Source organism: Agrobacterium leguminum (assembly GCF_015704895.1).
Lineage (GTDB): Bacteria > Pseudomonadota > Alphaproteobacteria > Rhizobiales > Rhizobiaceae > Agrobacterium > Agrobacterium leguminum.
This window is the reverse complement of the sequence record NZ_JADQWB010000011.1, coordinates 36,517-48,564: the sequence shown is the minus strand read 5'-3', so window position 1 is coordinate 48,564 and position 12,048 is coordinate 36,517. Positions and strand designations below refer to the sequence as shown.

14 protein-coding genes are annotated in these 12,048 nt (G+C 60.1%); 8 read left to right on the top strand and 6 right to left on the bottom strand.

Going from position 1 to position 12,048, the window contains the following annotated elements; translation table 11 throughout:
• Positions 1 to 234: 234 nt before the first annotated feature.
• Positions 235 to 1,215: a bifunctional riboflavin kinase/FAD synthetase gene (locus tag I3J13_RS16575; RefSeq protein WP_080852603.1), complete on the bottom strand. Its 981-nt coding sequence runs from the start codon at positions 1,213 to 1,215 to the stop codon at positions 235 to 237.
• Positions 1,216 to 1,262: 47 nt separating this feature from the next.
• Positions 1,263 to 2,111 (bottom strand): TIGR01459 family HAD-type hydrolase, encoded by an 849-nt coding sequence (locus tag I3J13_RS16570; RefSeq protein ID WP_059760748.1) that lies wholly within the window; start codon positions 2,109 to 2,111, stop codon positions 1,263 to 1,265.
• A gap of 368 nt (positions 2,112 to 2,479) precedes the next feature.
• Here I3J13_RS16570 and groES point away from each other — a divergent pair, with 368 nt between their 5' ends.
• The 4 genes from groES to I3J13_RS16550 all read left to right on the top strand — a co-directional run bounded on the left by groES (position 2,480) and on the right by I3J13_RS16550 (position 6,367).
• Positions 2,480 to 2,776: a co-chaperone GroES gene (gene groES / locus I3J13_RS16565; protein WP_004440196.1), complete on the top strand. Its 297-nt coding sequence runs from the start codon at positions 2,480 to 2,482 to the stop codon at positions 2,774 to 2,776.
• 74 nt (positions 2,777 to 2,850) lie between these two features.
• Entirely contained in the window at positions 2,851 to 4,485 is a 1,635-nt protein-coding gene (groL, locus tag I3J13_RS16560; protein WP_063947704.1) for a chaperonin GroEL, read from the top strand.
• Positions 4,486 to 5,334: 849 nt separating this feature from the next.
• Positions 5,335 to 5,769, top strand: a complete 435-nt coding sequence (locus tag I3J13_RS16555) for a hypothetical protein (protein ID WP_020812638.1) — start codon at positions 5,335 to 5,337, stop codon at positions 5,767 to 5,769.
• Between the two features lie 151 nt (positions 5,770 to 5,920).
• Positions 5,921 to 6,367 carry a DoxX family protein gene (locus I3J13_RS16550; RefSeq protein ID WP_196379488.1) on the top strand — a complete coding sequence of 149 codons (447 nt, stop codon included), beginning with the start codon at positions 5,921 to 5,923 and terminating at the stop codon, positions 6,365 to 6,367.
• Between the two features lie 63 nt (positions 6,368 to 6,430).
• Here I3J13_RS16550 and hisG read toward each other — a convergent pair whose 3' ends face one another.
• From hisG to hisS, 4 genes are read right to left on the bottom strand one after another with little or no spacing between them, the layout of a single operon-like run.
• On the bottom strand, positions 6,431 to 7,123 hold the full coding sequence (gene hisG, locus I3J13_RS16545) for an ATP phosphoribosyltransferase (RefSeq protein WP_020812640.1): 693 nt from the start codon (positions 7,121 to 7,123) through the stop codon (positions 6,431 to 6,433).
• Complete coding sequence (locus tag I3J13_RS16540) at positions 7,120 to 8,247, bottom strand: ATP phosphoribosyltransferase regulatory subunit (protein WP_196379487.1); 1,128 nt, start codon at positions 8,245 to 8,247, stop codon at positions 7,120 to 7,122. The genes hisG and I3J13_RS16540 overlap by 4 nt, the downstream gene beginning before the upstream one ends.
• Before the next feature lie 16 nt (positions 8,248 to 8,263).
• Positions 8,264 to 8,632 (bottom strand): VOC family protein, encoded by a 369-nt coding sequence (locus I3J13_RS16535; protein WP_196379486.1) that lies wholly within the window; start codon positions 8,630 to 8,632, stop codon positions 8,264 to 8,266.
• 4 nt (positions 8,633 to 8,636) lie between these two features.
• A complete protein-coding gene (gene hisS, locus I3J13_RS16530) occupies positions 8,637 to 10,160 on the bottom strand; it encodes a histidine--tRNA ligase (RefSeq protein WP_196379485.1) in 1,524 nt (507 codons plus the stop codon).
• Between the two features lie 156 nt (positions 10,161 to 10,316).
• Here hisS and relB point away from each other — a divergent pair, with 156 nt between their 5' ends.
• The 4 genes from relB to I3J13_RS16510 are packed head-to-tail and all read left to right on the top strand — an operon-like array spanning position 10,317 to position 12,008.
• On the top strand, positions 10,317 to 10,544 hold the full coding sequence (relB, locus tag I3J13_RS16525; protein WP_059760738.1) for a type II toxin-antitoxin system RelB family antitoxin: 228 nt from the start codon (positions 10,317 to 10,319) through the stop codon (positions 10,542 to 10,544).
• Positions 10,528 to 10,785: a type II toxin-antitoxin system RelE/ParE family toxin gene (locus tag I3J13_RS16520; protein ID WP_196379484.1), complete on the top strand. Its 258-nt coding sequence runs from the start codon at positions 10,528 to 10,530 to the stop codon at positions 10,783 to 10,785. Before relB ends, I3J13_RS16520 begins: the two co-directional genes overlap by 17 nt.
• Before the next feature lie 18 nt (positions 10,786 to 10,803).
• Positions 10,804 to 11,568 carry a hypothetical protein gene (locus I3J13_RS16515; RefSeq protein WP_196379483.1) on the top strand — a complete coding sequence of 255 codons (765 nt, stop codon included), beginning with the start codon at positions 10,804 to 10,806 and terminating at the stop codon, positions 11,566 to 11,568.
• Positions 11,569 to 11,609: 41 nt separating this feature from the next.
• The gene (locus I3J13_RS16510) at positions 11,610 to 12,008 is read left to right on the top strand and encodes a hypothetical protein (RefSeq protein ID WP_236000975.1); all 399 of its coding nucleotides are present in this window, start codon (positions 11,610 to 11,612) and stop codon (positions 12,006 to 12,008) included.
• The last annotated feature ends 40 nt before the right edge of the window (positions 12,009 to 12,048 follow it).

Here is a 12,048-nt window from a genome sequence, read left to right as displayed (position 1 = left end):
CAAAGAGGGCAAATACGGAAAGCGCCATGACCAAAGTCATGACAAGCGCCAAAATCCCGGACCTTCCGGCTCGTCAGAGCGGGCGGAAGGCCGGGCCAATAATTCGGCCAATCTGAGTTTTGAACATCAACCGGTATTGGGACATGGCCGGTTGTTTATGCGGTTTTCCGGCAAAAAGGAAGAGAAAAGCGACGGCAATATCGGCCGGAACAGAGGCTGACCGGCCTTACCCGGTCAGAACGCGATCCTGGCGTCCAGTTCGCTGAGCGGGCGCACGCCCGATAACATCGCCCTCGCCTCTTCTTCATCGCGCCTGATCTGGGCGACGAGCGGATCGAGACCGTCGAATTTCAGCTCGTCGCGCAGGTGCCCGAAGAAGGAGACCGAACAGACCTCACCATAAAGATCGCCGGAAAAATCGAAGACGAATGTTTCGAGCAGCGCCGCACCGTTTTCGGTGACGGTCGGGCGGTAACCGAAGCTTGCCACGCCATCGCGGATCGAACCGTCCGGGCGGCGGAACCGCACGGCATAGATGCCCGCCTTCAGTTCCGTTTCCGGCGCCAGCGCCATGTTGGCGGTAGGATAACCCAGCGTGCGGCCGAGCTTCTGGCCGCCGATGACTTCGCTTTCCACCGTGAAGCGATAACCGAGCAGGCCTGCGGCGCCAGCCACATCGCCTTCGCACAGAAGCGAGCGGATCCGGCTGGAGGAGACGACATCAGCGCCCTCGTCGCGGAAGGCATCCACCAGCGTCACGTCGAAGCCATGGCGTTTGCCGGCCTCCATCAGAAATGCCGGGCCGCCTTCGCGGCCCTTGCCGAAATGGAAATCGAAGCCGGTGACGACAGCGCTGGCATGAAGCCAGTCGACCAGAATGGACTGGACGAACTCCTCCGCCGAGCGCTGCGAAAATTCCCGGTCGAAGGGATATTCGATGACGGAGCGGAAACCGATGGCCTCAAGGATGCGCGCCTTCAATGGCGCGGGCGTGAGGCGAAAGACCGGCGTATCGGGACGGAAGACGGAACGGGGATGCGGCTCGAAGGTCAGCACCAGCGCGGGAACGCCGCGGGCTTCCGCCAGTTCCAGGGCACGATCCAGCACAGCCCGGTGGCCGCGATGCACGCCGTCGAAATTGCCGATGGCGATGACGCCGCCGCGAAGAGCTTCCGGCAGCGGCTCCTTTTTTTCATTGCGGTGAAAGACGGTCATGGCAATCGATCCATTCCTGCGCCAGCTATTCCTCAGGCAAGACGTCCTCAGGCGAGACGGGGCATCCACCAGCCGGGAGCAGCACCCTGCCCCTTGAGATAGGCGTTGAGAAGCGCCTCGTCCGTCTGGCCGTTCAGCGTATATTCGGCGGCGTGAATGCCGCCGCTGATATAAAGAAGGTTGAGACCGCTCGCAATCGCGCCCTTCACATCCGTCGGCATGCCGTCGCCGATGGCGAGCACGCGATCCTTGGCGAAGGCGCCGCGCACTTCTTTGGCCGCCGCAAGGCAGGCTTCATAGATCGGCGCATGCGGCTTGCCGGCAATGCGGACCTCGCCGCCGAGCTGTTCGTAGTAAGCGGCCATGGCGCCGGCGCAGGGAATGATGCGCTCGCCGCGCTCCACCACCAGATCGGGATTGGCGCAGATCATCGGCACGTTGCGGGCAATGAAGCCCTTGAGCATTTCGGTATAATCCTCGGGCGTTTCCGTCTCGTCATCGAAAAAGCCGGTGCAGACCACGGACTGCGCTTCCGCCTCGCCGACGCGCTCGACATCGAGACCGTCCAGCAGCGGCAGATCCCGCTCCGGGCCGAGCAGGAAGACTTTTTTCGGACCTTCCGCGATCAGGCCGCGGGTAACGTCACCAGAGGTAATGATGCGGTCATAGGCTTCATCCGGCACGCCGAGAACGCGAAGCTGGGCGATGACGCCGGGAGCGGGACGCGGCGAATTGGTGATGAGCACCACCGTCTTGCCGGCCTTGCGCGCTTCCCGCAACGCAACCGCCGCATCCGGAAAGGCGCTGACGCCATTGTGCAGCACGCCCCAGACATCCGAAAGAATAACGTCGAACCCAGCCGTGATTTCGCCGAGAGTGAGAATGCGATGGGCCATGAGATGCTTTCCGGATGCGAGAAGAGGGTGAGCGTCACATCGCAAAGCGGGACGCCGATGGCAAGGAAAAAAGCGCCGCCAGACCGGTCTTTGGCCAGCCTGACGCAGCATGAACACAAATGCCCCTTAGATGCGATGCGGCCGCAACGGGCAAAAAGAACGACGTCGCCGCGCCCGTCCGCGCATGGGAAATTTCTGTCATGGAACGCTGATAACCATAAGCCATGAAATTTTTCAGACAGGGCGTTCTTGACTCCGGCAGAAGCCCTCCTTATCTCGGTTCCGCTGGCACTCGATAAAGGAGAGTGCTAACACCCATCAGGCGAGTTCCAAAAGCTCGCGCAGTCATTTGATCGAGGGATTAGACAATGACAAGCACCAATTTCCGCCCGCTTCACGATCGCGTCGTCGTTCGTCGCGTTGAGTCCGAAGAAAAGACCAAGGGCGGCATCATCATTCCCGATACCGCCAAGGAAAAGCCGCAGGAAGGCGAAATCGTCGCCGTCGGTTCCGGCGCACGTGACGAGGCCGGCAAGGTCGTCGCTCTCGACGTCAAGGTTGGCGACCGCGTTCTGTTCGGCAAGTGGTCGGGCACCGAAGTCAAGCTCAACGGCGAAGACCTTCTGATCATGAAGGAAGCCGACATCATGGGCATCATCGGCTGATTTCAGTCGACCCATCGTTTCCTTAAATTCCAAGCCGGACCCGATCCGGCCATTCGAAACCAGGAGTTTTGAAAATGGCAGCCAAAGAAGTAAAATTCGGCCGCACAGCACGCGAAAAGATGCTCAAGGGCGTCGACGTTCTTGCTGATGCAGTAAAGGTCACCCTCGGCCCGAAGGGTCGTAACGTCGTTATCGACAAGTCCTTCGGCGCTCCGCGCATCACCAAGGACGGCGTTTCCGTCGCCAAGGAAATCGAACTGGAAGACAAGTTCGAGAACATGGGCGCACAGCTCGTTCGCGAAGTTGCCTCCAAGACCAACGACATCGCCGGTGACGGCACCACCACCGCGACCGTTCTGGCCCAGGCCATCGTTCGCGAAGGTTCCAAGGCAGTTGCTGCCGGCATGAACCCGATGGACCTGAAGCGCGGTATCGATCTGGCCGTTGCTGAAGTCGTCAAGGACCTTCAGGCCAAGGCCAAGAAGATCAACACGTCTGAAGAAGTTGCGCAGGTCGGCACGATCTCCGCAAACGGCGAGCGTCAGATCGGTCTCGACATTGCTGAAGCAATGCAGAAGGTCGGCAACGAAGGCGTCATCACCGTCGAAGAAGCCAAGACCGCCGAAACCGAACTCGAAGTCGTCGAAGGCATGCAGTTCGACCGCGGCTACCTGTCGCCCTACTTCGTGACCAACCCGGAAAAGATGGTTGCGGACCTCGAAGACGCATACATCCTCCTGCACGAAAAGAAGCTCTCGAACCTTCAGGCCATGCTGCCGGTTCTCGAAGCCGTCGTTCAGACCGGCAAGCCGCTCGTCATCATCGCTGAAGACGTCGAAGGCGAAGCTCTTGCAACGCTCGTCGTCAACAAGCTGCGTGGCGGCCTCAAGATCGCTGCCGTCAAGGCTCCTGGCTTCGGCGACCGCCGCAAGGCCATGCTGGAAGACATCGCCATCCTGACCGGTGGTACCGTCATTTCCGAAGACCTCGGCATCAAGCTCGAAAACGTTACCCTCGACATGCTCGGCAAGTCGAAGAAGGTTTCGATCTCCAAGGAAAACACCACGATCGTTGACGGCGCCGGCCAGAAGTCCGACATCGAAGGTCGTGTTGCCCAGATCAAGGCCCAGATCGAAGAAACCACCTCCGACTACGACCGCGAAAAGCTGCAGGAACGTCTTGCCAAGCTCGCTGGCGGCGTTGCCGTTATCCGCGTCGGCGGTTCGACGGAAGTCGAAGTGAAGGAAAAGAAGGACCGCATCGACGACGCTCTCAACGCGACGCGCGCTGCCGTTCAGGAAGGCATCGTACCGGGCGGCGGCGTTGCCCTGCTGCGTTCGTCCACGAAGATCACCGCAAAGGGTGAAAACGACGACCAGGAAGCCGGTATCAACATCATCCGCCGCGCTCTGCAGGCTCTGGTTCGCCAGATCGCAGACAACGCAGGTGACGAAGCTTCCATCGTTGTCGGCAAGATCCTCGAGAAGAACGAAGACAACTACGGCTACAACGCCCAGACCGGCGAATATGGCGACCTGATCCAGCTCGGCATCGTCGACCCGGTCAAGGTTGTTCGTACGGCTCTGCAGAACGCAGCTTCGGTTGCTTCGCTGCTGATCACCACCGAAGCCATGATCGCCGAGCTTCCGAAGAAGGACGCTCCGATGCCGGCAATGCCGGGCGGCGGCATGGGCGGCATGGACTTCTAATCAGTCCTGTCACCGGAATTAAGAAAGGGCGGTCTTCGGACCGCCCTTTTTCTTTGTCGTGCCTGTGTGATTGACGGAAGGCGGCACATCTTATCGGCGTCATCCTTGGGACAGGCCCATTGCTGTCCGGTTTAAATTTCTCGAAGAAGTCATGTGTCATTGGTTCTATTATTTTCGGGTATGCCGTGCCAAAGCCAATCACGCCGACGTCATCCTCGGGCCTGTCCCGAGGATCTGCAACCGATTGATTTTATTCGACGTGATTAGATCCTCGGCACAGGCCCGAGGATGACGTCGAGGGAATGTTGACCCTCCACTACTGTCTTTAAAAAGGCTGCCGGCCGTCCGGAATTTAAATCGGACGGCAGTGGGACAGGTCCAAGGATGACGCCGGCGCTCTCGCGAGAGATGCCTCATGAAATCAACAGGTTGCACAATTCTGAAGGCCGAAAGCGGAAAGGTTCGTGTATTGTCCCGTTTTGGAACAGGCATGATTTTATCCGGCTATTTTTTGCAGCCCTATGCAATAATGGGGCACATTCAAGAGCGAATCACCGCCCCATACGGGGCCGATTTCCACTCGGATCGGCTTATAAGTGCGCTATTTAGTTGTGCTTTTTCGCATGTCTCGCGATTTTGAAGAAGAAATACATAATATTTTTGATTTTCTCACTGGCTGGTTGTTGTAGGTAGGGGAAAATAAACTATAAGTCACCCCCCGTAAGGGTTCCGCGACGGGGCGGCCAGCATTGAAGGGGTTTCGATGCCTGGCAAACACGTTCGACTGCGGGTGGCGGTAAAGGTTCAACCTGGCAGTGGCGCTTGAAGTGGCGGCGCTGGCACGTGTTCATGCGGGGGCGCGATTTGTTTGAAATATCAAGACGCAACGATGCTCTGCCTGCGGCGGTAACAACCGCGCCCGATCCCCGGACCCTGTCGCATTTCTTCATGTCGGAGGAGTGGAGCAGCGATCTTTCCAGTGGCGTCATCCGGCTCGGCGAACACGCATCGTTCATGCACGGCCTGCCGCCGGGCGAGTGCGGATTGCTCAGCCTTGTCCGCTGTTACGACCGCGCTGACCACGCCCGCGTTCTGGAACTTTTCGAGCAGGTCTCCACCGCACCTTCACGTTTCTGTTTTTCAACCGGCCTCTCCATCTTGCCGGCGATGCGGCAGCCGGTCATCTGCATGGGTGAATCTTCCGGCTTCGAAGACGGGCAGCAAGGGCGCATATCAGGGCTTTTCCTGTTTCCGCGCTTTGAGGATATTCGCTTCGCCGCCTGAACATAGCGGGACAGACGCTCAGCACCGTTCACAAAATGAAGACGATTTGTCTTCTATTGTTCATCTTTATGGGCGGATGATTTTCGGTCATTGATATCTCCAGACATTGCAGTTCAACCGGCGACACGCCGACTATTTACCGGAGATATCCATGTCCAGCAGCCAGAACGTTCTCGTTCTCATCGCCCGTATTCTGCTTTCCTTCATCTTCATCACCTCGGGCTTCAGCAAGCTCGTCGATCCGGCCGGCACGGCCGGCATGATCACGGGCGCCGGCCTGCCCGCCGCAACCGCCCTTGCCTATATCGCAGGCCTGTTCGAACTCGTTGCCGGTCTGGCCATTCTCGCTGGTTTCCAGACTAAAATCGCTGCCTGGGCGCTTGCCGTCTTCTGCGTCTTCACCGGTCTGGTGTTCCACAGCGGCACCGTTGCCGTTCCCGGCTGGCCTGAGCCGGCTCTTGGCTGGATCAACACGCTGAACGGCATCATGATGGTGAAGAACATCACCCTTGCCGGCGCTTACATCCTGCTTGCCGCCTTCGGCCCCGGCGCCTACTCCGTCGACGCAAGACGCGGCGCGGCTGTGGCCCACGCATAAGCCAAATGGATCGACCAATAAAAAAGCCGCCGGATCGCTCCGGCGGCTTTTTGTTTTACGTCGTCAGACCGCAGCCCTGATGCGCGAGGCGATCTCCTGAACCGCCGCATCGCCTTCGTGTTCCGGCTTGCGGGCGCGCACGAAGCAGGCTTCCGAACGGACGATGATGCCGTCCGAGAGGATTTTCAGGTGGTTGGCCTTCAGCGTCGAGCCGGTCGAGGTGATATCGACGATGATATCCGCCTGCCCCGCTGCCGGCGCACCCTCGGTCGCGCCAAGGCTCTCAACGATGCGATAAAGCTGAATGCCGTGCTGGCGCGAAAAGAACTGCTGAGTCAGCCGCCAATATTTGGTGGCGATGGCGAGCCTGCGGCCATGGCGGGCGCGGAATTCCGAAGCGACATCGCCGAGATCGGCCATGCTGTCCACATCCAGCCAGATTTCCGGCACGGCGACCACGACATCCGCATGGCCGAAACCGAGGCGGGCGCAGAACTCCACCTGCGCATCGGCGTTGGTCAGTCCCTCGCGCACGAGGTCCTCTCCCGTCACGCCGAAATCCACCGTACCGGCGCCGATCTCGCGGGCGATCTCGGAGGCCGACAGATAAGCGATCTCGATATCGTCGCGCCCTTCGATGCGGCCGCGATAGGAGCGGTCATTGCCGACAGCCGCGACTTTCAGCCCGGCGCGTTCCAGAACGGCGGAGGCGTCTTCCTTCATCCGGCCCTTGGAGGGCAATGCGATGGTGATCATGGCTTGTCGCTCCTGCGCACCGCTTCGATGCGATCCAGCCAGAGCGAGAAGCCCACGGCCGGGATTTTTTCCTGTGCGCCGAGCAGGGTCAGCAGCCGGTCGAAACGGCCGCCACCGGCCAGCACACTGTCTCCACCCGCTTCCACCACCTCGAAAACGAGGCCGGTGTAATAATCGAGCGGACGACCGAAGGCCGCGCCATAGGTGACGGTTTCGAGATCAACACCGGCATTGGCAAGCGCTGCGACACGTTTGTCGAAAGCGGACAGCGCGCCATCCAGTTTCAACTTCGCCTTTGCGGCAAAATCCGCCAGAACCTGCGATGCCTGCGGCAACGGCGCCTTCAGGGCCAGGAACTGCTTGAGCAGCGCGAAGCTTTCATCCGGCAGGCGCGTGGCGGCAAGCGCCAGTTTTTCCCGCAGGCGGCGGGCGATTTCCTGCGGCGCGCGGCTGGCATTGGTGGAATAGCCGGTTTCCTGCATCACCGTATCGAGATAATCGACCAGCACCGTCTCGTCGCCCGTTGCCAGAAGGCCGGCGACGCGGGCGTCCAGCCCCGTCATCGGCTTGGGATGCACAAGGCTTTCCAGCAACGCGTCGAGCTGCGCCATATCGCCGAAGGCCTGCACCAGACGCTTCTGCCAGCCAAGCGGCAGGCCGAGGGCGGCAACCACCGCCTCGAACACCTGCTGGTCGCCCAGCGTGACGGCAAGCGACCGGCCCGGCAGCAGGCGCTGCAGAATGCCGGTGGCGTCAATGACAGCACGGGCATCGGCGGCGGCGATATCGGTATCGCCAAGATCCTCGATACCGGCCTGATAAAACTCGTTGGCACCTTCGCGGCGCTGGCGGAAGACTTCGCCGAGATAGGAATAACGCTTCGGCGTGCCGGTCGCCGTTTCGATATGGCGCAGGCAGACCGGGATGGTGAATTCGGGGCGCAGGCACAGGCTCTCGCCCGTCTCGCTCTCCGTCATGAAGATACGGCGGCGCAAATCCTCGCCGGCCATATCCAGAAACGGTTCGGCGGGCTGGATGACGGGCGTGTTCACGCGGCTCGTGCGGCGCGCGGCGAATTCTTCCAGTAGCTCTCCGGAAAATTCCGGCATGTCGATCAGGGGCATGGAACGGTACTTTTCGTCACGGTTCGAGCGGCTGCATCATTTCGATGCGGTTTCCGAAGGGATCATGGACATAAAACCGGTGATACCCTTCAAGCGGCTCATCCTCAACCACATGGCAGCCTGCTGTTTCAAGTGTTTTTCGCAAGGTTGCCATATCATCGACCAGAAAGGCCGGATGGGATTTCTTCGCCGGGCGGAAATCCTGCTCGACGCCGAGATGCAGTTTTATCGAACCTCGGCTGAACCAGCACCCGCCACGCGCGGCCAGATTGGCGGGCTTTGCCTGCTCCGTAAAGCCGAGCAGGCCGCCATAGAAAGAGCGCGCCTCATCTTCGCGGCCCGCCGGCATCGCCAGCTGAACATGGTCGAGCGCAAGGATCGCCATGGCTTCAGCGCCCTTCGGCGGCGCGGCGAACGTCCTCTGCCTGATGCTCCAGAATCTCGCCGACCTTCGCCACCAGATCGGCCTCCGGTACGCTGACCTGCGCCACGCGCGCCTCGCGCCAGCTGGCATTGTCCTCGATCTCGCCGGACAGGCGCTTGCCTTCGATCAGATCCTTGATCTGCACCACACCTTCGGCGCGCTCATCACCACCCTGAATGATGGCGATGGGGGAACCGAGGCGGTCGGCATATTTCAGCTGGTTGCCGAATTTCTTCCAGTTACCCTGGTACATTTCCGCGCGGATGCCCTCGGCGCGCAGCGCCTGCGTGAAGCGCTGGTAACGACCCATGCTCTCCACATCGCCATCCATGACGGTGATGAGAACGGGGGCAAGCGGCTTGACCTGACCGAGCTTGCCAAGGTTCTTCAGCGCCGTCATCAGGCGCGAAACGCCGATGGAGAAGCCCGTGGCCGGAACCGGCTGGCCCATGAAGCGCGAAACGAGGCCGTCATAACGCCCGCCGCCGCCGACGGAGCCGAACACGACCTTTTCGCCCTTTTCATTGGTGACGTCGAATGTCAGCTCGGCTTCATAGACGGGGCCGGTATAATATTCGAGGCCGCGAACGACCGAGGGGTCGATCTTGATGCGCGTCGCATCGTAACCGGCACTGGTAACCAGAGCGCCGATGACGTTCAGCTCCTCAACGCCTTCCTCGCCTTTCGAGGTGCCCGCGACCAGTTTGGCCAGATCATCGGCGCTTGCCGCATAATCCTTGATGCTGACGAAAAACAGCACCTTTTCGATCTGCTCCTCGCCAAGACCAGCGCCCTTGGTGAAGTCGCCGGATTCATCCTTGCGGCCGGGGCCGAGCAGCAGCTTCACACCTTCGGGACCGAACTTATCGAGCTTGTCGATGGCGCGCAGCACGTTGAGGCGACGACCGGCATTGTCCTCGCCGCCGAGGCCGATGGCTTCCATGACGCCGTCGAGCACCTTGCGGTTGTTAACGCGAATGACATAGTCGCCGCGCTGAATTCCGAGCGCTTCCAGCGTATCGGCCATCATCATGCACATTTCCGCATCGGCCTGCACGCCGGCGGCGCCCACCGTATCGGCATCGAACTGCATGAACTGCCGGAAGCGGCCGGGGCCGGGCTTTTCATTGCGGAAGACATAACCGGCGCGATAGGTGCGGTATGGCAGCTGGATTTCGTTGAAATTTTCCGCGACGTGACGGGCGAGCGGCGCGGTCAGATCGTAGCGCAGGCTCATCCATTGGTCGTCGTCATCCTGCAGCGAAAACACGCCTTCGTTCGGGCGGTCGCTATCGGGCAGGAATTTGCCGAGCGCATCGGTATATTCGAACAGCGGGGTTTCCACCGGATCGAAGCCGTAAAGCTCATAGACCCTGCGGATCTTTTCGATCATCTCATTGGTGGCATGAATATCGGCAACCGAGCGATCCACGAAGCCGCGCGGCAGGCGGGCTTTCAGTTTCTGAGGCTTTTTTGCTTTTTCGCTCATGGGGCCGATCCGATATTTTCCTGAAATCAAGCCGGTGTATTAGAGGATGAAGCCCGGTGCGGCAAGCCGCAAAGGCTCCGGTTTTACTGGCTCACGCAGCCAAGCGGGCTATATGGGATACATGTATCCCAATTCGGATCGGGAAGGACGCGACCCATGAGCAAACAGACGGCCATCCGCTTGCCTGATGAGACCTATGAGCGGCTGAAGGCGCTGTCCGAGCGCACCGGCCGCACATCCGCCTATTACATCCGCGAGGCGATCGAGAAACATATCGAGGATATGGAAGATCTCCATCTCGCCGAGGAAGCGACGCGGCGCATTCAGCGTGGAGAATCGAAGGTTGTAAGCGCCGAGGAGTTCTGGCGTGATCTGGACAATTGAGTATCACACGCTTGTCCAGAAAGAGATGCGCAAGATAAATCCGGAAACGCGCCAGCGAATCCGGAGTTTTCTGCACGAACGATTGGCGGCACTGGATGATCCACGCCAGACCGGCGCCGCCCTGGAAGGCTCCGAGCTCGGAAATTTCTGGCGCTACCGGGTGGGCGATTACCGCATCATCTGCGATATACAGGATCACAAGCTCGTCGTGCCGGTGGTCGAAATCGGCCATCGCCGTTAAATCTACCGTTAGGCATTCATGATCCTCGAAGCCCTGCAATATGCCGCCACACGCGCGGTCACGCCGAAAGAATTCCGGCCGCATATCCGCTATTCCGTCAACCTGTGGGCGCGCGCCAACCGTTGTGCCAAAGCCTGGGCGGAGCATGAAAACAACAGCCGGCAATTCGTGCTGCAATCGGCCCGAAAGCTGAAGCAGCGGCGAACGGCAGTGGTGCTGGGGTCTGGCCTGTTGCGCGATGTGCCTTATGATGCGCTGGTGGCGATGTTCGATACGGTCGTGCTGGTCGATCTGGTGCATCTTGCCAGCGTGCAGGCGAAGCTGCGCCTCAATGCCAAAAAGAATGTCCGCATCGCCAACCGCGATCTTTCCGGCTTTGACGATGTTCTCGCCGGTCGGCCGGCCGAACCGCTCGATTTCCTGCGGCGGGTGCCCTATCTCGATCTCGTGGTATCGGCCAATCTCCTGTCACAGATCGGCACCGGCGCACGCCACCGGCTGGAGCGGGAAAAGATCGCAAATGCCCCGGACGATCTTCTGCCGAAGCTCATTCACACCCATCTAGAAGCGCTGGTTGGCCTGCCCTGCAAAGCCTGCCTGATAACGGACACCTCCTTCGACATCATCGGCAAAGACGGTAAGCTCCACCAGCATGAAGACCTGCTGCATGGCATCGAGCTTCCTGCCCCCGCCGCCGCATGGGAATGGCCGCTTGCCCCGTTTGGCGAGGAGAGCAGGGATTACCGCATCGTGCATCACGTCATTGCACGTGAACTGACCTGATGGCCATGCTTATTCCATAATTCCAGCGGTAAATTCACGCCATGTCCCAGGTGGTCCGCACATTGATGTTCCTTGCCTGCCTGCTATACGGCGCAATGCCAGCGCAGATGGCGATGAGCATGCCGATGGCTACGGGCATGGCCGCATCCTCACAGGTGCCGATGAAACATTACGATGCCCATTCGCATCGAGCCGCTGATCGGAGCGAAGGATCTCAGGCGCATGCGGAGAATGGGGCTCATGGAGCGGGAGCGGGCGGTTGCTGCCCGCATGGTGGCGATGCCGCACATCCCGGTTCCTGCGCCGCCTGCCTGATCGTGGTTCCGCAAACGATCTTCGCCGATAGCGGCCGGATGACATTCGCCTATCCGAAGCCGCAGCGCGGCATCGTCTTTGACGGCAAGGCTTTCGCGCCGCCGCTACCGCCTCCCCGCGCCTGACCCCAGATTTTTTCAGACCCATCTTCGAAAAATCCGTCAG

Coding starts and splice junctions, on each gene's coding strand:
- I3J13_RS16575 (WP_080852603.1), bottom strand. CDS start 1,215: ATGACCGTCTTTCACCGCAATGAAAAAAAGGAGCCGCTGCCGGAAGCT.
- I3J13_RS16570 (WP_059760748.1), bottom strand. CDS start 2,111: ATGGCCCATCGCATTCTCACTCTCGGCGAAATCACGGCTGGGTTCGAC.
- groES (WP_004440196.1), top strand. CDS start 2,480: ATGACAAGCACCAATTTCCGCCCGCTTCACGATCGCGTCGTCGTTCGT.
- groL (WP_063947704.1), top strand. CDS start 2,851: ATGGCAGCCAAAGAAGTAAAATTCGGCCGCACAGCACGCGAAAAGATG.
- I3J13_RS16555 (WP_020812638.1), top strand. CDS start 5,335: ATGCGGGGGCGCGATTTGTTTGAAATATCAAGACGCAACGATGCTCTG.
- I3J13_RS16550 (WP_196379488.1), top strand. CDS start 5,921: ATGTCCAGCAGCCAGAACGTTCTCGTTCTCATCGCCCGTATTCTGCTT.
- hisG (WP_020812640.1), bottom strand. CDS start 7,123: ATGATCACCATCGCATTGCCCTCCAAGGGCCGGATGAAGGAAGACGCC.
- I3J13_RS16540 (WP_196379487.1), bottom strand. CDS start 8,247: ATGCCCCTGATCGACATGCCGGAATTTTCCGGAGAGCTACTGGAAGAA.
- I3J13_RS16535 (WP_196379486.1), bottom strand. CDS start 8,632: ATGGCGATCCTTGCGCTCGACCATGTTCAGCTGGCGATGCCGGCGGGC.
- hisS (WP_196379485.1), bottom strand. CDS start 10,160: ATGAGCGAAAAAGCAAAAAAGCCTCAGAAACTGAAAGCCCGCCTGCCG.
- relB (WP_059760738.1), top strand. CDS start 10,317: ATGAGCAAACAGACGGCCATCCGCTTGCCTGATGAGACCTATGAGCGG.
- I3J13_RS16515 (WP_196379483.1), top strand. CDS start 10,804: ATGATCCTCGAAGCCCTGCAATATGCCGCCACACGCGCGGTCACGCCG.
- I3J13_RS16510 (WP_236000975.1), top strand. CDS start 11,610: ATGTCCCAGGTGGTCCGCACATTGATGTTCCTTGCCTGCCTGCTATAC.